Here is a 20,327-nt window from a genome sequence, read left to right as displayed (position 1 = left end):
GTGTACACATGTATTATACCAATAAACGGCAACCTTCGAAAATGACGGTTTGCAGAAGGGGCGCAGTGTGTTAAGATTAGTCATAAAATTCGGTAGATTAATCGGAAAGGAACATGCATCATGGAGCGAACCGTACACGAAACAATCCCGGTGAAAGATATTCTTGTTGCTCACCAAAAATTAAAAGATGTTGTCGTCAACACACCGTTGCAAAAAGATGCGCTTTTGTCAGAAAAATACGGGGCGAACATCTATTTAAAACGCGAAGACTTACAAGTTGTCCGCTCGTTTAAACTGCGCGGAGCGTATCACTTAGTTCAAAGCTTGCCGGAAAAAGACTTGCAAAACGGCGTCGTCTGCGCAAGCGCCGGCAATCACGCGCAAGGTTTTGCCTACGCGTGCAAAGCGCTCGGTGTGCGCGGGAAAATTTTTATGCCGACAACCACGCCGCGGCAAAAAGTGTCGCGAGTGACATTTTTCGGCGAACCGTTCGTTGAAGTTATTTTGACAGGCGATACGTTCGATGATGCATACAAAGAAGCGATGAACGCACGCGAAGAAGAAGGGATGTCGTTTATCCATCCGTTCAACGACCGGCGGACGATCGCCGGCCAAGGGACAATCGGGATGGAGATTCTCGAAAATATCGAAGAACCTGTCTCGCATATTTTTATGAGTATTGGCGGAGGCGGTTTAATAAGCGGCGTCGGCTCGTATTTCAAAAGTATCAGTCCGGCAACGAAGGTTGTCGGCGTAGAGCCTGCCGGTGCACCCGGGATGAAGACATCACTTGAAGAAGGCAATGTTGTCAGCCTCAACCAAGTCGATAAATTCGTGGACGGCGCGTCGGTAAAAACGGTCGGGGATATTACGTTTGATATCGCACAGAAAGTGGTCGATGACATCCGCGTTGTTCCGGAAGGCAAAGTATGTTCAACGATCCTCAGTTTATACAATGAAAACGCCATTGTCGCAGAGCCTGCAGGTGCGCTTCCGATCGCCGCCCTCGATCAGTACAAAGATGAAATCAAAGGAAAAACAATCGTTTGTGTGATCAGCGGCGGTAATAACGATATTGACCGCATGCAGGAAATTAAAGAACGGTCGCTGATTTACGACGGCTATAAGCATTATTTCATCGTCAATTTTCCGCAGCGCGCCGGTGCGCTAAGGGAATTCATGTCAAAAGTTCTCGGCGAACACGACGACATCACGCGGTTTGAGTACACGAAGAAAAACAACCGCGACAAAGGGCCGGTGCTCGTCGGCATTGAATTAAAGGACCGCGACGATTACTTGCCGCTCGTGCAGCGGATGATGGAGAACGGCTTCGACTATACAGAAATCAACAAAGATCAAAAACTGTTTAACTTGCTGATTTGATCATGAGATGATGCCGGAAAACCAGTTGTTTTCCGGCTTTTTCTTTCGTATTTTTCAATATCATTGTATAGTAGACTGTAGCAATTAATCGAAGAAAACAGGAGGATTCCATGCAAACAGCTAAAGCAGGAATGATCACGGAATGCCGTGTAGAGAAAATAATCGAAACAGGTTACGTTCTTCGCCATGAAGGGATTAAAATATTGCTTCATACAAACGACGCGATCGAACCTGTCAAAAAAGGGGAGGACGTATCGGTCTTTTTATACGAAGATAAACAAGGGAATTTAAACGCAACGATGCAGATACCCGGCGTCACCCTCGACACATATGATTGGGCTGACGTCGTCCACGTTCACCCGCGTGCCGGAGTATTTGTTGATATCGGCATTACCAAAGACATACTTTTATCAAAAGATGATTTGCCGGAAATGCGCCAGCAATGGCCGAAAGCCGGCGACAGTCTGTTTGTCACGCTCGGATACGACAGAATGGAGAGACTCGTCGCCAAGCCGGTCACTGAAGAGATCATTCTTCAAGAACGCGATATTGCGCAAGATGATATCAACGGCCAGGCGATTTCAGGACAGATATACCGGATTCTCGATGAAGGCGCGGTATTTTTTTCGGAACAAGGCATACGCGGGTTTATTCACGAAAGTGAAGCAAACGGGGTTCTCCGCTTAGGCGAAGCGGTCTCCGGACGCGTTATCGAGCGAAAAACGGACGGAACCGTCAACGTGACCCTTCGTCCGATTCGTACAGAAAGGCAAGCCTCGGATGCAGAAAAAATCATCTCTTACTTAGAAGGGCGAGGCGGGAAAATGCCGTTAACCGACCAGTCGCCTCCGGACTTAATCGACCGTTCGCTCGGCATGAGCAAAGGGGCGTTTAAGCGGGCAATCGGCAAACTCCTTAAAGAAGACAAAGTCGAACAGCAAGACGGATTCACGTTTTTAAAATAGCCGTTCTGCACCGCGGCTCGGTTTCAATTAAACGTAAGTAATGAACCAATTTGAAAGCGGGGGAACAGCGATGAGCGGAAAGGTTGCCGGTCTGTGGGTGAAACGGATGAAACGCGGACCGATGGATGCGGTTAAATCCGCTGAGTTTCTAGCGGATCAAGGAATTGTTCATAATGCAGATCAGCGCGGGAAACGGCAAGTAACCGTGATTGAGCAGGAGGTATGGCAAGATTTAATGGATCGCTTCGGCAGCCGTCTGCCGCCGGAAACAAGACGAGCCAATGTCATGACTGAAAATGTCTCCTTGCAAGGCAAGAGAGGACAAATACTCCGTCTCGGCGAAGTTCAGATTAAACTGCTCGGTGAGACAAAACCATGTGAACGAATGGACGAAGCGCTCCCCGGTTTAAAACAGGCGATGGTTGATCATGAACGCGGCGGTTTATATGGTGTCATCTTAAACAGCGGAACGGTTCATATTCACGATACCGCGACTTTTGAGGAGGGATCTCGATGAAAAGCATTCGCTATGAAGAAAAAAAACTGCTGACAGAAATGCGTTTCCATTATGAAGGGGAAATCCATATAGCCGAAAACATGACGATTGATACGTGCGCGCTTTATACAACTATTTCTCCGGCGCTCGCAAATAAGCTCGGCATCCCGTCAGAGATGAAGGGTAAAGATGTGCAGTTAAACTCCATCAGTATCGGGCCGCTAAAAGTCAGCCCGTTTACGGTGTATATTGAAGATACACATAAAGACGGTGTGATCGGCCTGGATTTTCTTAAAAAAACCGGAGCGAAAATTAATCTTGACGCGATGACGATCTCCAGTTCGCGTACGTAAAAACTGCTTGCGGTGTAAATACTTGACGATTCTTATTGAAGAAGTTACTATCGCAAAATAGAACAATGCAATGAACGATGAGGAGGATGTAACATGACTGAAGAAGAAAATCAGCGCGAAGAAGGAAAAGAAGAAGAGGTAGAAGAGGCAGAAGAGGAAGAGGAAAAAGAAGAAGAAGAATTTGAAAAGGAAGAGGAAGCCATTCCTGAAAGCCCGATCCTCAATTCCGGCGACGCAATCGAAGTAACAAAAGGAGAGTACACCGGTAAAACAGCCAAAGTCATCTCCCAATATTCGAATTCAATCTCGATTGAACTCGATGAAAAAGATGTCGACGGATCAAAGCCGCGGACTGTCTTGCGCCATACGGAATACAAAATCATTTAAACGCTCTCCCTCCATGCGAATGGAGGGTCAGACTGTAGACAAACTATATTTTGATGTCAGCCATGAATCCACTACCCTCCGCTTGCCCCGGGCAAGGACTCAGCTAGTATTCGGCGGCCCGAGACCGCCGAATCCGGATCTTCGTCTCTTGCTTTCCCGGAGGCGTCGGAGGAGTGGATGCATGGCTTCTTTTTTTATGAATACACTCGCTTCAAAAAAGAGGATGACCCAGCATCCCGGCTTTCTCCTGCGGGATAGCGAGACAGACGAGACCCTGCAGGGCATCAGCCCGAAACGGCTCGGCGCTCGCCCGCGGACTAGTAAGACACGGCGAAGTCTTATTGAGCCGATGTCGCAGTGATACCTTCAGGTGAAAGAATCCGGACGATGCGTCGTCATCCGTTCCTTTTAAGATGACATCTAACGATGTCATGACTTTGTCAACACTCTGCCCCTCCATGTGAATGGAGTTTTTTTTCATATCGGTGACCAAATTCCAACATTTCTTTGCATAGTTAAAAAATTTTCACATATTCACATAGACAGTGCTGTTATTGCGTTTAATAATAGAAGTAGAAGACATTCTATTGGAAACGGAGTTGATGGCAATGTCTGTGCTGATTGTTTACAGTTCAACACATGGCACAACCGAAAAAGCAGCAATGTTGATACGCGATCAGGTAAAAAATGAGGAAGAAACAGTGCTTATTAATATAAAACAAAACAGCGTTCCGGACTTGGATTTATTCGATAAAGTGATCATCGGCGCTTCGATTCATATGGGAGCGATTCCGCGTAAAATGCGCAATTTCCTTTACAAAGAAGAGCCGGCATTGATGTCGAAAACACTCGGTCTATTTTTATGCTGCCTGTATGAAGATATCGAAGCTCAGCTTCAATTTGAACGCTCGTTTCCGGAAACGCTTCGCGAGCATGCCGTTGCTCACGGTTTTTTTGGCGGCGAACTGTTATTTGAAGAAATGAATATATTCGAAAAGATGATTGCGAAAAAAGTGTCCGGCTCGATTGAAAATGTTCATTCGATGAACTACGAAGCGATTGATCAATTCATTACGATGGTCAGCGAAACGAAAAAGAACGATCCAGAAAAGATGCGGTAATTGCCATATGAAAGGCGGAAGTGAGATGATCCGGACGGTAGAAATCGAATCTATTCAGCCGAGTGCGCTCTATTTGAATCAAAAAGATGTCGGGGAATGGCTTATGAAAGGAGTTAACGAAGACGGACTTACGGAAAAGCCCTTTCCGGCAATCATAGCTGACAAACAAATTATTTTAATCGACGATCACCCGCGCGCGTTTTTGGCTTCCCAAACCGCTATCCGTTACATTCAAATTGATATTCATAAAGAGGTCGAAAACGCCGGAGGGTACGGTGAAATGGCGGAGAAATGCCGGGAGAACGGCGTTACAAAGCTGACAGATTTGACGAAACAACTTCTCTCTCCTAAAGACTATCAGCGCGGACGGCAAAGCGAAATTCCGGCTTTTTTCAGCGGGAGTTAACTTTTATCTTGATCGCTTTGCAAAATGTAAAAAGCCGACATTGATCCTATAAGAAGGAGCCAGATAATCGCTGTTACCCAAATATAGATCATCCCTTCGATGATCGGCACGAATAAAGCCGCAGTTCCATTTACAATCCAGAGCCGCAGCTGCCATCGGCGGCTGAATTCGTTCATAAAAGCGATAAAAATTGCAAATGACAGCGCAAATAAAATAAGCACAGCGGTTAAATACGGTAAATCGCTGCGAAGATCAAACTGAAAAATCAAAAATAAAAAGGCAGAGCCGGCGATTGCCGTTAATATTAGACGGTCGCGCACTTAAATCCCCCCTAAACACGTTCGTTTTCACTGCATAGTATACCTTATTTCAGCAAATTTAAAAAAGATTGATAACGTTTAACAGCTGACCCTCGGTCAGCTGTTTTGTTATGACACTGTTTTCAAATATGTCATAATAGAAGGGTAAGAAAGACAGATTTAATCAATCTGCCTTTCGGGTATAGATTGATTAATAAAGTTTTTAACATTTTGCACGTTCATAAGCCGGACATTAATAGAGGCGGTGAGTCACCTTGGGAGTACACCATTATTTAACACCATACCTGATCGCCGGCGGTATTCTTTGTATTATCGCGCTAGTCGTTACGATTCGCATCGGGATGAACCCAGAAGATAAAGAGTATGAGAATAAATCGAATGCACACTTTAAAATTTTATCATTTATTTATGTCGTAACGTTTGTTCCCGCCCTGGTTTTAACTGTGTTGTACTTTATTTACGGCTGATGGAGAGGAGATACTGACATGACGAAAACGATTCAATTAATGGCTCTCGATATTGACGGAACGCTGCTTGCAGATGATCTGTCGATACCAAACGAAAACCAACAAGCAATTTTTGAAGCACGCGAACAAGGAATTGATGTTATTCTTTGCACCGGCCGTTCGAAAATGTCTGCCGAGCCGTTTGCGGAAAAATTGCAGCTTAATTCTCATATGATCACCGGCAACGGAAGCGAAATATGGCTCAGCGACGGATCACTCTTGGAACGAACCCCGCTGAAATCAGACCTGGTTGCATTTATGAAAGAACTGCAAGCTGATACCGGGGTACGTTTTTGGGCCGCGAGTACAGAAGCAGTTTATAAAACGGACATGCCGGCGGATCTTTACAACCATACCTGGTTGAAATTCGGTTTCGATACGGAAGATGACCAACTTCGCACGATGATTCACGATAAGTTAATCACCTTTACCGAGCTTGAAATAACCAATTCAAGCACAACGAATTTAGAAATTAATGCTGCCGGTGTAAACAAAGCAAACGCGCTGCAGAAACTTACATCGCACTTGAACCTTGATATGAAACACGTCTTTGCCGCCGGCGACAGTTTAAATGATGTACGGATGATTAAAGATGCCGGCGTCGGTGTGGCGATGGGCAATTCTCAACAAGTTGTCAAAGAAGCTGCCGACTGGCAGACATTTTCCAACAATGAGGCCGGCCTTGCCGTTGCGATCCGGAAATATTTGCAATAGGTTATAAAATTTAAGCAAATTCTTTTGTTTCGAAGCGATGATTTGTCATAATGACCGAAAGGAAATGGAGGTGGACGCCCCGATGGATAAAAAAACATTTACACTGGAAGAGGCGAATGCACTTATACCTGTTTTAGAAACAGAAATCGCTGAATTGCAAAGACTTAATCAAGATTTCCAAGATACCGTCAACATCCTGAACAAACAAAAGTCGATTGACAGCAGTAAAGTCAGTACCGATCAGCCTGATGTATTCATGGCTGAAAGCAAACTTGAATTTATTGAAATGCAAGCACGAATGCATGTCAATAATGTTGAACAGTACGGTGTGGAGATTAAAGATGTCGACGTCGGCCTGGTTGATTTTCCTGCAGAACTGAACGGAGAAAATGTGCTTTTATGCTGGAAATACGGAGAAAAAGAGATCACGCATTACCACGGACCTGAAGACGGGTTCGCCGGACGTAAACCGATTCAAGAATGATCCGATAAAAAGAATCGATTTGAAAACGGACAGCCGATAAAGAAGAGGGAAACCGGTTAGGTTAAATACTGCCGGTTTCTGTTTTTATTATCTAGTTTACATAACATAAATTATCGGAACCAATAAATGCGCTTCGATTTTCATCTCTTTATCAAAAGTAAGCTTTAATTTTGAGACAGAAATTAAAAAAACAGCGGCCATCTTATCATGACCGCCGCTGCAAAATTCATTAAAACAATGTTGTATGATCTGAATCCGGTTTGGATGGCGTTTGCTTTTCGTCATGATGATTGTCTGCAGCAATCCGTCTTACATCAACGACTTCACCGTGTTCGTCACTGTCATACATAAATGATCCATTCGTGTATCTGTCATTTGTACGCACTTGATCAGCCTGCACTTCAAACTCAGCGCCGTGCGAACTGTAAAGCATAAATCGGTCACCCGGATGAGCTTTAATGACAGCTGCTGTTTTATGCGGCTTTTTTTTCAGTTCCTTCAACATAATCAAGCCGCGATTAGCCCGACTGCTTTTTTCAAACGCTTTTAACGGCATTTTTTTGTAAGCTCCGCGCTGTGTAACGAGAAATAAAGCGGGATATTCATCTTTTGCAAAAACAACAAAAGACTGCACAAAGTCTTCTTCTTTTAAATTAATCGCTTTAACACCGGTTGTCCGCTGCCCGGTCACACTGACCTCTTCCTCATCGAACCATAAACCGTAACCATTTCGGGTTGCTAAGAAGATGTTGTCGTCACCGGACGTCTTCTCAACCCCGGTCACCTCATCGCCGCTTTTTAATTTCACAGCTTGCAACGCTTTCGAGTAGCGCTGCGCGTAGTAATCGTTCAACTGCGTTCTTTTAATCATCCCGTTTTTCGTCGCAAACGTGATGTAATCCGAACTTGTGAATTCGCGGACCGGCACAGCTTGAATAATCCGGTCTTCAGGGTCCATAGAAATCAAATTGCCGACATGCTGGCCGTTGTCTTTCCAGCGAATTTCAGGACATACATGCACCGGTGTAAACAGGTAATTCCCTTTTCGGGTGAACAGCAGCAGCGTATCCGTCGTGTTCATTTCGCCGGAAAAAAGGAGCCGGTCGCTTTCTTTCATCCCCGGCAGTCCTCCGTTTGATGCATTGTAAGAACGCAAACTTGACCGCTTCACATAGCCTTCTTCGGTGACCGTAACGCGCACATCTTCAGCTGGCACAACGACTTCGAGGTTGATTTTTAAATCCTCCACCTCTTCTTCGATCGCCGTACGCCGCACTTCGCCGTAAGTTTTTTTCACGTGTTTCACTTCTTTTTTTATTTCTTTTAGCAAAAGGTTCTCATCTGCTAAAACCGCTTCGAGCGCCTCAATTTGCTGATTCAGCTCAGACGCTTCTTTTTCCAGTGATACAACGTCTGTATTCGTCAGACGGTAAAGCTGCAAGTTCACGATCGCTTCAGCTTGCTGATCGCTGAATTGAAACTGCGCCTTAAGACGCTCTTTGGCATCCTTTTTATTTTCCGATGAACGAATCGTTTGAATGACTTCGTCCAGTACAGAAATCGCTTTAATTAACCCTTCGACAATGTGGGCGCGGTCTTTCGCTTTCGTCAAATCGTAATGACTCCGTCTTGTGAATACATCTTTTTGATGCTCAATATACGAAGCGATCATTTGCTTTAAATTAAGCTGTTTCGGCGTCTTGTTATAAATCGCTACCATGTTGAAGTGATAGGTGATTTGTAAATCGGTATTTTTATACAAATAATGCAAAATGCCTTGCGCATCAGCATCTTTTTTCAATTCAATCATGATTTGCATCCCGGTGCGATCCGTATCATCGCGCACTTCGGCAATGCCGTCAACTTTTTTATCAATCCGCAGTTCATCCATTTTTTTTACGAGATTCGCTTTGTTGACATCATAGGGAATCTCCGTGATCACAATCCGTTCCTTGCCCCCGCGCACTGTTTCAATGTCTGCTTTTCCGCGGAGCACAATTTTCCCTTTTCCGTTCTCATAAGCGTTTTGCAGCCCTTCAATGCCTTGAATGATACCGCCGGTCGGGAAATCCGGCCCTTTCATAAACGACATTAAATCTTGGACTGTGCAGTCAGGGTGATCCATTTGGTAGACAGCCGCATCGATGACTTCGTTTAAGTTATGCGGCGGAATGTCTGTCGCGTACCCGCTTGAGATTCCTGTTGAGCCGTTGACAAGCAAGTTCGGATAGCTCCCCGGCAATACAACCGGTTCTTCAATTGAATCATCAAAGTTCGGCATAAAATCCACAGTGTTTTTTTCGATATTTTTAAGCATTTCCGCAGCGAGTTTGGACAGGCGCGCTTCTGTGTAACGCATTGCTGCCGGAGGATCGCCGTCAACCGAACCGTTATTGCCGTGCATTTCAACTAACATATGGCGCATTTTCCAGTCCTGGCTTTGTCTGATCATCGCTTCATATACAGACGAATCGCCGTGCGGATGATAATTGCCGATCACGTTGCCGACCGTTTTCGCTGATTTTCGAAACGGTTTATCCGCTGTGTTATTGTCCATATGCATCGCATACAAAATTCTCCGCTGGACCGGTTTCAATCCGTCGCGCGCATCCGGGAGAGCCCGGTCTTGAATAATATATTTGCTGTATCGTCCGAATCGATCTCCCAGCACATCTTCGAGCGGGAGATCGAGATACCGTTCTTTTTGTTCCAACGATTAGTCCTCCTCCGTAATAAATAAATGATCGTTGTCGAGTATATTGGTCTCATCGTCAAGACTGAAAGCGACGTTACGTTCAATCCATTTCCTGCGGGGTTCAACTTTATCGCCCATAAGCGTTGACACATGCCGTTCTGCGCGGGCAATGTCGTCAATCGTCACGCGTACGAGCGTACGGGATTCCGGATTCATCGTCGTCTCCCACAGCTGCGTCGCATCCATTTCGCCGAGACCTTTATAACGTTGGAGAATGTAGCCTTTACCGACTTTATCAATCGCCTCTTGCAGCCCGTCTTCATCCCATGCATATTCAACTACTTCTTTTTTCCCGCTTTTACGGCTGACTTTATATAGCGGCGGCAATGCAATGTAAACTTTGCCGGCTTCAATAAGCGGACGCATATAGCGGTAGAAAAATGTTAATAGCAAAACTTGAATGTGTGCGCCGTCCGTATCTGCGTCCGTCATAATTACAACTTTATCGTAATTCGTATTCGCCAAGTCAAAATCTGGGCCGACATCAGCACCCAAGGCATAAATAATCGTCCGGATCTCTTCGTTTTTCATGATATCGTCCAATTTAGCTTTTTCTGTATTAATTACCTTTCCGCGCAGCGGCAAAACGGCCTGAAACTTCCGGTCCCGTCCTTGCTTGGCAGAGCCGCCGGCAGAATCACCCTCAACGAGATACAATTCGTTGTTTTTGGCGTTTTTAGATTGGGCAGGTGTGAGCTTTCCGCTCAGCATCGCGTCTTTACGTTTATTCTTCTTCCCGTTGCGCGCATCTTCACGCGCTTTACGCGCCGCTTCTCTCGCCTGGGAAGCTTTTATTGCTTTTCGGATCAGCAAGTGGCTGATTTCCGCATTTTCCTCGAGGAAAAATGACAGTTTTTCCGCAACAACCTGATCGACGGCTGAGCGCGCCTCCGACGTACCGAGTTTCGATTTCGTCTGACCTTCAAATTGCAGTTTATCTTCCGGAACTCGTACAGAAACAATCCCGGTAAACCCTTCACGGATATCGCTTCCGTCAAGATTTTTATCTTTGTCGCGCAGGAGCTGGAGCTTGCGGGCGTGTTCATTGAACACACGGGTGATCGCCGTTTTAGCTCCCAGTTCATGTGTGCCGCCGTCTTTTGTCCGGACATTGTTAACAAAAGAAAGCAAGTTTTCCGTAAAACCGTCATTGTATTGAAAAGCCGCATCGACTTCGATTTCGTCGTGTTCACTTTGAAAAGAAATCACCGGATGAAGCGTCTCTTTATCTTCGTTTAAATAATCGACGAAAGCTTCAAGGCCGGTGTCAAATTGAAATACATCGTGTTCCGGCTCCTCGGGAGAACGCTTATCAATCAGTTCAATTTGCGCACCTTTAATTAAAAACGCGGCTTCGCGCAGGCGTTCGGCAAGTGTGTCGTAATGAAACGCAGTCTGCGAAAAAATCGTCTCATCCGGCTTGAAATGAATCGCCGTTCCGGTTTTTTTCGACGCGCCGATTTTTTCAAGCGTTGTCACCGGGCGTCCCCCGTTTTCAAAGCGTTGACGGTACTTGCTTCCGTCACGGCGGATCGTCACTTCCAGCCATTCAGACAGCGCGTTTACAACTGAAGCACCGACACCGTGCAAACCGCCGCTCGTTTTATAGCCTCCTTGGCCGAACTTTCCGCCGGCATGCAATACCGTCAAAATCACTTCCGCTGTCGGTTTGCCGGTGTGATGAATGCCGGTCGGAAATCCGCGCCCGGCGTCTTCAACGCTGATGCTGTTATCTTTATGAACCGTCACGGTAATCGTGTTGCCGAAACCGGCGAGGATTTCATCGACCGAATTGTCGACAATTTCAAACACTAAATGGTGCAATCCGCGGTGATCTGTGCTTCCTATATACATTCCCGGACGCTTTCTGACCGCGTCCAGCCCCTCTAATACTTGTATCGCATCATCGTTATAATTAAATTCATTTTCCTTTGACAATGGTGCTTTCCCCTTTCCCGTCCAGTGCGTACCGTTCACACTATACCTTAGCACAACTTGATTATCTTTGTAACGGGGGGAATCATTTCTTTTCCACAAAACAGAACATTTGTTCTTTTGCTGTCACATATAAAACCAGCAGAAAACGCGGACGTTTTCTGCTGGTTTTATTAACTGAGAAGTGCGCCGTGGTCAACTTTAATGCATCGATCCATCACTACAGTTTTATCAGCAGCTGTTAATATTGCATAAGCTTGCTCGCTTTCAACGCCGAGCTGACCCCAAAATACCGGCGCATCCGTTTTCACCGCCTCCTCTGCAAGCTCCGGAAGAAACTCACTTCGCCGAAAAACGTTGATAATGTCCGGCGTTTCCGGCAGATCGCTCAAAGAGGCAACAGCTTTTTCGCCTAAAACTTCGACTATGCCCGGGTTTACCGGAATGATTTTATACCCTTTCGCCTGCATTTCCTGCGCAATTTGATAAGACGTGCGGTGCGGTTTATCCGACAAGCCGACGACGGCTATCGTTTGCGCGTTTGCTAAAATTGACCGAATCGTCTCTCTATCCGGGTTTTGCATTATATCAGCTCCTGTCAATTATCTTTTACAATCATAACCGGACACGTCGCCCGTTTAACAACTTTTTGACTCACACTGCCGAGAACCATCTGCTGAACAGGATTGAGACCGCGGCTTCCGATAATAAGCAGATCAGGAGTTTCCGCTTCGGCCTCTTTTACTATCGCCATTGCGGGATCACCGTAAATGTGCTTCGTTTCATACGTCACTCCTGCATTTATAAGCACTTCCTCAACCGGAAATAGCCGCTGTTTACGGTGATCAGGAATATCACGCGGACGCAGCTGCTCGTCAGCAACATCAGCTGCCGTCGGCAAATCATCGACAACATGAAGCAGCGTCACCGCCGAACCCGCAGTCAATTGCGCGATCCCTGCAGCTTTTTCCGCCGCTTTAATTGAATGCGCCGATCCGTCCGCAGCCAATACAATATGTTTGAACATATCTTCCCCTCCTTGTAAGCGGTTTTAGCCGTCAATCAGCCCTTCAGCGATTAAAAACTCTTCGGCTACTTCCGCAGCATCCTCATCTTCTTCATCAACCCGGTAATTCATTTCCATCATTTCCTCTTCGGTAATCATGCCTCCGAGCCGGTTCAAACTGTCCTCAATTTGCGGATAATCTTGCAGCACTTCCTGCCTTAAAAGCGGCGCCCCGTTAAACGGCGGAAATACATTTTCATCATCTTCCAATGCAAGCAGATCGTAACGGATCATATAAGCATCTGTTGAATAGGCATCAATGACTTGCACGTCTTCGCTGACGAGCGCTTCTGAACGAAGGCCAGGATCCATCCCTTCGACATCGCCAAATTCAATGCCGTACACATCTTGAATTGCCGGGTAACCGTCATTTCGGTCGATAAATTCGAATGTAAAGCCGGCAGTCAGCTCGGAAGCAATGCCTCGCAAATCACTGATTGCATTTAGGTCCTCTTCTTCAGCGATCTCTTCGGTAATCGCTAAAGCATACGTGTTTTGATAATCCATCGGTTCGAGAAATTCAAGCCCGTACTCCTCTTTCATCCCCTCCCGCGCCTGTTCATATGCTTCTTGTTCATCATTGCTGACCGGGTCTTCATTTAAAAAATCCGCAATCGCTGTTCCGGTAAATTCCAAATAACCGTCTACTTCTCCCGCCAGAGCGGCTTCGAATGTGAAATCCGTCGTGCCGAACCCGGGCTCGATATCAACACTGTAGTCCGTGTCAGATTCGATCAGCTCTTGATACATATTGAGAATAATTTCTGGTTCTGCGCCGATTTTTCCGGCGAGGACGATATCTGCTTCTTCGTCGGCAAACGGGAGCGCCTGATACAGCCGCGGTGAAACGACAACAAGCAGCGCGATCACCACGACAGCAACCATCGGTTTTAACGATGTTCCCAGCGAGCGTTTTTCAGCAAAGCGTAAAACGGCGTCGAAGAACAGCGCTAACAGTGCGGCGGGAATCGCGCCGAGAAGGATATAGAAGTTGTCGGCCCGGTTTATCCCGAGCATAATCAGATCGCCGAGTCCGCCGGCGCCGATCAGTGCGGCCAATGTTGCTGTCCCGACAATTAACACCATGCTCGTCCGGATACCGGCCATCATCATCGGCATCGCTAACGGGAGCTGCACTTTTAGCAGCTGCTGCCGTGAATCCATCCCCATACTTCGCGAGGCTTCCATCAAAGCCGGGTCGACTTCTCGAATGCCTGTATATGTATTCCGCAAAACAGGCATCAAGGCATAAGCGGTCAGCGCCACAATCGCAGGGGCTGTTCCAATCCCGATAAACGGGATTAAAAACCCTAATAAAGCAAGACTCGGGATCGTTTGCAGTACCGCAGTCGTTCCGATCACCGGTTCAGCACCTTTTTGATAATGATTCAGCAATATACCGGCCGGCACGGCAATAAAAACCGCAATTAACAACGCGGTCAACGACATCTGCACATGTTCCCAAAGGGTTATATACAGCTGTTCCCGGCGCTCAATAGAAAACGCGGTAAAATCGAGTAATATATTCGCTGTCATAAAATCGTCCCCCCTACCCGCTTATCCGCTGTTTGCGCTGAGCGTAAATAGGTTAAGGCGCGTTTATATGAAAGTTCACCGAGATAGCCGTCTTGATAATAAACAGGCAGACTCGGCTCGAACGATTGATCGAGCCTTTTAACCGCTTCTGAAAGAGTCAGTTCGCTGTTGAGCGCCGCACGGTCAGGCTGCGGATCAGACGGATTATCCGATTCGCCTTCAATCGTGCGCAAAACTTTGATCAGAGGATCTTCCCAAGCATTGCGGCGGTCGCCGATAAACGAACGGACAAATTCTGTCTGCGGATGACGGATCAAATTATCCGGAGTATCAATTTGGGCGATTTCACCCTTGTTCATCACACATATGCGCGAGCCGAGAAGCATAGCTTCGTTAATATCATGCGTGACAAATACAATCGTTTTTTTAATATTTTTTTGCAAATTCACGAGATCGTTTTGCAGCTGTTCACGCGTAATCGGATCAAGGGCACTGAAAGGTTCGTCCATTAACAGAATATCCGGATCGCCTGCGAGCGCACGGATCACTCCGACGCGCTGCTGCTGACCGCCGGACAGTTCCGCCGGGCGCCGGTTTTTATACGTCTTTGGCTCTAAACCCACCATCGTCATCAATTCATCAATCCGCTCATCAATTTTCTCTTGCGGCCATTTTTTCATTTCCGGAATAAGGCCGATATTTTCTTTAATCGTCATATGCGGAAACAAGGCAATCTGCTGGAGCACGTAACCGATTTTGTAGCGCAAATCTTTTAAGTTGTGCTCAAAAACAGAAGTTCCCTCAACATAAATATGACCGGCTGTCGGGTCAATCAACCGGTTAATCATTTTCAGCGCGGTCGTTTTGCCGCTCCCGCTCGGGCCGATCAAGACAAAAAATTCACCTTCATTCACGTGGAAATTGATGCCGTTGACAGCCGCTGTCCCGTCTTTAAAAGTTTTCTCTACACGATCGAATGCTATCATTTCAACACCTCTATTTTCAGCAAAATTAATTTATTGTTCCATTCACCTAATCGGTAGCCGTTAAACCCGAAAATAAAAACAGCCGGAATCAATAGATCCGGCTGTTTCAGCTTACGGCTGCAGGTTATAAACGCTGCGGTATTTGTCTGTTAAATAGTTCAGAAGCGGTTCCGGATTCATCGTTTCTCCGGCCGCTGCAGTCATCAATTCTGCTGGATCTTTGCTTTTTCCGTGCTGGTGAATCGTTTTTGTCAGCCAGTCTTTAACCGGAGCTAATTGTCCCTTCGCCAACAGCTCGTCAAAATGCGGCAATTCTTTAGCCATAGCTTCTTTTAATTGGGCAGCATAGACGTATCCCAGCGCGTATGACGGGAAGTAGCCGAACATCCCGCCGGCCCAATGGACATCTTGCAGTACTCCTTCGCCGTCATGAGACGGACGGACGCCGAGAAGCTCTTCCATTTTATTGTTCCACGCTTCGGGGAGGTCGGCAACTTCAATTTCTTCGTTAATTAACGCTTTTTCCAGTTCATAGCGAACAATGATGTGCAATGAATACGTCAGTTCATCCGCTTCTATTCGTATGAGCGACGGCCCGGCGGTATTCACCCCGCGGTAAAAATCATCAAGCGATACGTCGTCAAATTGCCCATCTGCCTGAGCTTTTAACTCCGGGTAAAACGATTCCCAAAAATAGCGGCTCCGGCCGACAAAATTTTCCCAAAACAAAGATTGCGATTCATGCACAGCCATCGATGTTCCGGTTGCGAGCGGTGTGCCTGCAAACGATTCGGAAACGTTTTGTTCGTATAAAGCATGCCCGCCTTCATGAATCGTTCCAAAAACCGCGGTGCGAAAATCTTTTTCATCGTATTTCGTCGTTACGCGGACATCATTGACATTCAACCCGATCGCAAAAGGATGCACTGTAGTATCAAGCCGGCCGGCGTCAAAATCGTACTGCATCGCTTGGAGAACTTTTTCGCTGAAAATCCGCTGGTTTTCGGCCGGAAAGTGATGAAATAAAAAACCTGTCTCCGGATTAGAGGAAGCAGCGTTAATTTCTTGCACGAGCGGCACCAGTTGCTCTTTTAAACGGTTGAATACCCGATCGACTTTTGCGACTGTCAAACCGGGTTCAAAATCATCAAGCAACGCGTCATAACGATTCGCTTGATAACCGATCCAATCTGCATATTTACGGTTGTACGCGACAATTTTTTCTAAATATGGTTGAAAGGCCTGAAAATCAGCCGTTTCTTTCGCTTCTTCCCAAGCCGATTCAGCTTGCGATGTTAAAACGACAAACGCTTTATACTCCTCAGGCGGAATCTTTGCGAATTTTTCCAGTGTTTTTTTGCATTCTTTCACCGTGCTTTGCGCTTTTTCGCTGAGGTCATTCCAAACTTCTTCAGCCGATAAGCGGTCAATAAAGCTGCGCATTTGCTCGGAAACAGACAGGTTGAAGATTTCCGATGATAAGGTGCCGAGCACTTCAGCGCGCTGCTCTGTGCCCTTTTTCGGTGCGCCCGTCCGCAAATCCCATTCCAGTAAACTTACCGCTTCTTCGTAATGACTGATCGTTTTTACAAACTCTAAAAATTCGTTCTCTATTTCGCCAGTCTTCATCATGTTGGTCAACTCCTCGCTAAAAATATGTACAGCCGTTATTTTACACGTTTTTTTCAGCTGATTCATCTCTTCTTGCTCATGTTATACTGAAAAAGAACACCAGAAAGGAGCGGACTGAGACGATGAATTTAACCATTACAAATGAAGCTGTTCAATTTTATAAACAAGAACTGAACTTAGCGGATAATGATACGCTCACCTTGTATGTCCGCGTCGGCGGCGTCGGATCCGGCGGTTTTTCTGCCGGTCTGAGCCGCGGCCGGCCGGATCACTCTGCTGTCTATAAACATGAAGAACAAGGGATTATTTTTTATATCGCTGAAGATGACGCATGGTATTTTGACGGGATGACGATCGATTATGACGCTGATTTTGACGCCGTCACATACAACAACCCGCGAATTGATGACGTGACAAACCCGAAATAAATAAAGCAGCGGTCATCTTAAAAAAGATAACCGCTGCTTAAAAACACGTGACATCGTCAGGTGCCAGTTTGTTTAAGGGCCGGATAACGGCGGATAGTTAACCGCCGATATGCGACATCTCCACTTTCTTAATTTCTTGTTTGTCCGTATTGTTTAACCGCTCTTCCGAATAACGGTCATCGCGCGCATGCCATATTTGCGCAATTTTAGCAGTCACTTCAGCATCTGTTGCGTTTGATCGGACGATATCGCGGACGTCATGTCCTTTTGACGAAAACAGGCAGGTGATCAGCTGTCCGCTCGCCGACAGACGAATACGCGAACATGATGAGCAAAATGCGTCTGTTACAGAAGAGATCACACCGAGCTCATGTCCGTTTTCTTTAAATACGAATCTGTCAGCTACTTCTCCGGTATAATTCGGGTCTTTCGGCTCGATCGGCATTTCCTGATTGATTATCGAAATAATTTCCTTTTTGCTGACGACATGATCCAGTTTCCAGCCGTTTGAATTACCGACATCCATATATTCAATGAAACGGAGTATGACATTGCTGTCTTTAAAATGCCTCGCCATCGGTAAAATATCTTGCTCGTTCATCCCTCGTTTAACGACCATGTTCATTTTCACGCCGAGACCAGCGTCTTCAGCAGCCTGAATACCCCGGAAAATTTGTTCGACCCCGACATCGCGTGCATTAATTTTCCGAAACGTCAGATCATCGAGTGAATCCAAACTGACGGTCACACGATTCAGGCCTGCTTTTTGCAATGATTCCGCGTGCTGAGGAAGGAGCGAACCGTTTGTGGTCATCGCAATATCTTCCACCCCGTCAATCCGGGAAAGCATTTCAATTAAACGCGGCAAATCTGCGCGCATCAGCGGTTCTCCGCCGGTGATACGCAATTTTCGCACCCCTGCTTCTCGAACAAATATTTTCGCCAGCCGCTCGATTTCTTCAAACGAAAGAATCTCATCTTTCGGTAAAAATTTAAAATTTTTATTGAAGATTTCCGGGGGCATACAATAGCTGCAGCGAAAGTTGCAACGATCTGTTACAGATATACGCAAATCTCTTAACGGCCTGCCTAAACGGTCTGTGATTGCTGGATCCATGAAATCAGCCTCCCTGCCTTTATTATAAAGGCGGACAGCTGTATGCGACAAGCGAAATTTCTAATATTCACGTTTTTGCAACATGTTTACAGTGAAAAGTCGAAACTTTCTGTTTATTGCTGCTTTGACGAACGCGGCGGCCGTTCGCCCCAATATTGATAATACGTTGTTTTAATATTGCCGTTGTACAATTTACGCCGCTTCGTCGCTTTTTGACCGTAAAGCAGTTCAAATTTTTCATGGCTGGTAATCATATAGACGGACCAGGTCGGGAAATTTCGCAGGTTGCGGCCCAGCTCGCGGTAAGTTTCTTCAACATATTGCTGATCATTCAATCGTTCTCCGTACGGCGGATTTGATACAATGACTCCGTAGTCTTCTTTCGGCCGGAAATCTTTCGCCTGCATTTGTTTGAAGGTAATCAAACCGAATAAACCCGCTTCTTTTGCATTGTTTTCAGCCAGTTCAATCATCGGATGTTCGATATCTGTGCCGAGAATATTCAGCTCTTGTTCATAATCGGCCTTTTCCTCCGCTTCATCTAGCGCTTTCGTCAATTCGGTTTGATCGAACCACGCCCAGTTCTCAAACGCAAAAGAGCGGTTTATCCCCGGAGCAATATTTTGCCCGATAAGCGCCGCCTCAATCGGAATCGTGCCCGATCCCGTAAACAAATCAACAAGCGGTCTGTCCGGATGCCAGTTCGTCAGTTTGATCATCGCAGCCGCGAGCGTTTCTTTTAGCGGCGCTTCATTGTGCAAGGTGCGGTAACCGCGTTTATGCAAGCCTTCCCCGCTCGTATCGATCGTCAGGGTAACGAGATCTTTATGAATAGCAACTTCGATTTGATGCTTCGGCCCGCTTTCATCAAACCACGTCAGATGGTAAGCGTCTTTCATTTGTTCCACGATCGCTTTTTTTGTAATCGCCTGACAATCCGGAACACTGTATAACTTCGATTTTACCGACCGTCCGGCGACGGGAAAGGTATCCGTTTGTGCGATAAATTCGTTCCAAGGCAAAGCTTTCGTCTTTTCAAACAGCTCCTCGAAGGAATAAGCATAAAATTCTCCGACAACCAATTTCACCCGGTCTGCTGTGCGAAGCCATAAATTGGCGCGGGCGATCGCGTCTGCTCCGCCGGTAAAATATATTTTGCCATTATCAACTTGAATATCTTTGTAGCCTAATTGCTTTATTTCCTCCGCTGTCAGCGCTTCTAAGCCCATTGCTGCCGTTGCGATCAATCTAAAGGTTTGCATCTTCGTCATCCTTCCGCTTTTCATCATCATCTATGGAAAAAAGCTCCACGACTTGATCGTGGAGCTTTCTTGGCAGTTCATCAGGACCGTCTGTGTTCTGTAAGCCATGTTCTGTTCTTTTTATGCAGCGCACAAAAAGCGGTAATCATCTGTCTGCAGCTCTTATACAGAGCTGCCTTCTGCTCCGTTGAATTCCTTCGCAGAAGTTCCCCTACCATGTTTTGGGTTTCTCACTCGCGGGGTTTACCTCGTTCCACTCTGATTGTTTCCAATCAGACTTCGTCACTGTGGCACTTTCAAGGTGAAGATCCATATGCGCCAAACGCACGTAGGTTCTTCTCCTGCCGTTAGCTGAAAAATCAGCTACCCTGACTTATTGTTTCGTCAGGCGCGAACACTACAATCATCTCAGACTGTGTGAGCATGGACTTTCCTCTATACAGCCAGGCTGTACAGCGATCACCCGAACACAAAC

General features: G+C 46.3%; 22 protein-coding genes and 1 other RNA gene. 11 read left to right on the top strand and 12 right to left on the bottom strand.

The window, feature by feature from the left end; genetic code table 11:
- The first annotated feature begins 120 nt into the window (after positions 1 to 120).
- From ilvA to EDD67_RS14115, 5 genes are all read left to right on the top strand, one after another.
- Entirely contained in the window at positions 121 to 1,383 is a 1,263-nt protein-coding gene (gene ilvA, locus EDD67_RS07935; RefSeq protein ID WP_121438649.1) for a threonine ammonia-lyase IlvA, read from the top strand.
- A 110-nt stretch (positions 1,384 to 1,493) separates the two neighbouring features.
- On the top strand, positions 1,494 to 2,348 hold the full coding sequence (locus EDD67_RS07930; RefSeq protein WP_121438650.1) for a CvfB family protein: 855 nt from the start codon (positions 1,494 to 1,496) through the stop codon (positions 2,346 to 2,348).
- 70 nt (positions 2,349 to 2,418) lie between these two features.
- The gene (locus EDD67_RS07925; protein ID WP_121438651.1) at positions 2,419 to 2,865 is read left to right on the top strand and encodes an MOSC domain-containing protein; all 447 of its coding nucleotides are present in this window, start codon (positions 2,419 to 2,421) and stop codon (positions 2,863 to 2,865) included.
- Entirely contained in the window at positions 2,862 to 3,197 is a 336-nt protein-coding gene (locus EDD67_RS07920; protein WP_093072233.1) for a retropepsin-like aspartic protease, read from the top strand. The genes EDD67_RS07925 and EDD67_RS07920 overlap by 4 nt, the downstream gene beginning before the upstream one ends.
- 93 nt (positions 3,198 to 3,290) lie before the next feature.
- Entirely contained in the window at positions 3,291 to 3,584 is a 294-nt protein-coding gene (locus EDD67_RS14115) for a DUF2187 family protein (RefSeq protein WP_121438652.1), read from the top strand.
- A gap of 211 nt (positions 3,585 to 3,795) precedes the next feature.
- On the opposite strand, the gene EDD67_RS07910 is transcribed toward EDD67_RS14115, so the two are convergent.
- Positions 3,796 to 4,017: a hypothetical protein gene (locus tag EDD67_RS07910; RefSeq protein ID WP_123875819.1), complete on the bottom strand. Its 222-nt coding sequence runs from the start codon at positions 4,015 to 4,017 to the stop codon at positions 3,796 to 3,798.
- A 175-nt stretch (positions 4,018 to 4,192) separates the two neighbouring features.
- Here EDD67_RS07910 and EDD67_RS07905 point away from each other — a divergent pair, with 175 nt between their 5' ends.
- Both EDD67_RS07905 and EDD67_RS07900 read left to right on the top strand, forming a co-directional pair.
- Positions 4,193 to 4,705, top strand: coding sequence for a flavodoxin domain-containing protein (locus EDD67_RS07905; protein ID WP_162843797.1), 513 nt, complete (start codon positions 4,193 to 4,195; stop codon positions 4,703 to 4,705).
- A 25-nt stretch (positions 4,706 to 4,730) separates the two neighbouring features.
- Positions 4,731 to 5,111, top strand: coding sequence for a hypothetical protein (locus EDD67_RS07900; protein WP_121439547.1), 381 nt, complete (start codon positions 4,731 to 4,733; stop codon positions 5,109 to 5,111).
- Here EDD67_RS07900 and EDD67_RS07895 read toward each other — a convergent pair.
- Entirely contained in the window at positions 5,108 to 5,431 is a 324-nt protein-coding gene (locus tag EDD67_RS07895) for a hypothetical protein (protein ID WP_121439548.1), read from the bottom strand. The genes EDD67_RS07900 and EDD67_RS07895 overlap by 4 nt on opposite strands.
- Before the next feature lie 254 nt (positions 5,432 to 5,685).
- On the opposite strand from EDD67_RS07895, the gene EDD67_RS07890 reads away from it, so the two are divergent.
- The 3 genes from EDD67_RS07890 to EDD67_RS07880 all read left to right on the top strand — a co-directional run bounded on the left by EDD67_RS07890 (position 5,686) and on the right by EDD67_RS07880 (position 7,135).
- Positions 5,686 to 5,898: a hypothetical protein gene (locus tag EDD67_RS07890; RefSeq protein WP_093072237.1), complete on the top strand. Its 213-nt coding sequence runs from the start codon at positions 5,686 to 5,688 to the stop codon at positions 5,896 to 5,898.
- 18 nt (positions 5,899 to 5,916) lie between these two features.
- Positions 5,917 to 6,651: a Cof-type HAD-IIB family hydrolase gene (locus tag EDD67_RS07885; protein WP_121439549.1), complete on the top strand. Its 735-nt coding sequence runs from the start codon at positions 5,917 to 5,919 to the stop codon at positions 6,649 to 6,651.
- A gap of 82 nt (positions 6,652 to 6,733) precedes the next feature.
- Positions 6,734 to 7,135 (top strand): DUF2203 domain-containing protein, encoded by a 402-nt coding sequence (locus tag EDD67_RS07880; protein ID WP_158638194.1) that lies wholly within the window; start codon positions 6,734 to 6,736, stop codon positions 7,133 to 7,135.
- Between the two features lie 229 nt (positions 7,136 to 7,364).
- On the opposite strand, the gene parC is transcribed toward EDD67_RS07880, so the two are convergent.
- The 7 genes from parC to EDD67_RS07845 form a co-directional block, all read right to left on the bottom strand.
- A complete protein-coding gene (parC, locus tag EDD67_RS07875) occupies positions 7,365 to 9,848 on the bottom strand; it encodes a DNA topoisomerase IV subunit A (RefSeq protein ID WP_121439551.1) in 2,484 nt (827 codons plus the stop codon).
- Between the two features lie 3 nt (positions 9,849 to 9,851).
- Positions 9,852 to 11,828, bottom strand: a complete 1,977-nt coding sequence (parE, locus tag EDD67_RS07870; RefSeq protein WP_121439552.1) for a DNA topoisomerase IV subunit B — start codon at positions 11,826 to 11,828, stop codon at positions 9,852 to 9,854.
- Positions 11,829 to 11,998: 170 nt separating this feature from the next.
- Complete coding sequence (locus tag EDD67_RS07865; protein WP_093072242.1) at positions 11,999 to 12,409, bottom strand: CoA-binding protein; 411 nt, start codon at positions 12,407 to 12,409, stop codon at positions 11,999 to 12,001.
- Positions 12,410 to 12,423: 14 nt separating this feature from the next.
- On the bottom strand, positions 12,424 to 12,852 hold the full coding sequence (locus EDD67_RS07860; RefSeq protein ID WP_093072243.1) for a universal stress protein: 429 nt from the start codon (positions 12,850 to 12,852) through the stop codon (positions 12,424 to 12,426).
- Positions 12,853 to 12,876: 24 nt separating this feature from the next.
- Entirely contained in the window at positions 12,877 to 14,427 is a 1,551-nt protein-coding gene (locus EDD67_RS07855) for an ABC transporter permease/substrate-binding protein (protein WP_121439553.1), read from the bottom strand.
- Positions 14,424 to 15,413, bottom strand: a complete 990-nt coding sequence (locus EDD67_RS07850; protein ID WP_121439554.1) for an ABC transporter ATP-binding protein — start codon at positions 15,411 to 15,413, stop codon at positions 14,424 to 14,426. The genes EDD67_RS07855 and EDD67_RS07850 overlap by 4 nt, the downstream gene beginning before the upstream one ends.
- A 111-nt stretch (positions 15,414 to 15,524) precedes the next feature.
- Positions 15,525 to 17,045 carry a carboxypeptidase M32 gene (locus tag EDD67_RS07845; RefSeq protein ID WP_121439555.1) on the bottom strand — a complete coding sequence of 507 codons (1,521 nt, stop codon included), beginning with the start codon at positions 17,043 to 17,045 and terminating at the stop codon, positions 15,525 to 15,527.
- 122 nt (positions 17,046 to 17,167) lie between these two features.
- Here EDD67_RS07845 and EDD67_RS07840 point away from each other — a divergent pair, with 122 nt between their 5' ends.
- On the top strand, positions 17,168 to 17,473 hold the full coding sequence (locus EDD67_RS07840; RefSeq protein WP_093072247.1) for an iron-sulfur cluster biosynthesis family protein: 306 nt from the start codon (positions 17,168 to 17,170) through the stop codon (positions 17,471 to 17,473).
- Between the two features lie 97 nt (positions 17,474 to 17,570).
- On the opposite strand, the gene moaA is transcribed toward EDD67_RS07840, so the two are convergent.
- The 3 genes from moaA to rnpB all read right to left on the bottom strand — a co-directional run bounded on the left by moaA (position 17,571) and on the right by rnpB (position 20,323).
- Complete coding sequence (gene moaA, locus EDD67_RS07835; RefSeq protein WP_121439556.1) at positions 17,571 to 18,590, bottom strand: GTP 3',8-cyclase MoaA; 1,020 nt, start codon at positions 18,588 to 18,590, stop codon at positions 17,571 to 17,573.
- A gap of 113 nt (positions 18,591 to 18,703) precedes the next feature.
- On the bottom strand, positions 18,704 to 19,852 hold the full coding sequence (locus tag EDD67_RS07830; protein WP_121439833.1) for a THUMP domain-containing class I SAM-dependent RNA methyltransferase: 1,149 nt from the start codon (positions 19,850 to 19,852) through the stop codon (positions 18,704 to 18,706).
- A gap of 95 nt (positions 19,853 to 19,947) precedes the next feature.
- An RNA gene (rnpB, locus tag EDD67_RS07825) (RNase P RNA component class B) lies at positions 19,948 to 20,323 on the bottom strand.
- Positions 20,324 to 20,327 lie beyond the last annotated feature (4 nt).

It is taken from the genome of Salisediminibacterium halotolerans (genome assembly GCF_003814815.1).
GTDB lineage: Bacteria > Bacillota > Bacilli > Bacillales > Salisediminibacteriaceae > Salisediminibacterium > Salisediminibacterium halotolerans.
Note: the sequence above shows the minus strand (reverse complement) of the source record. Positions and strands in the feature narration are given on the sequence as shown.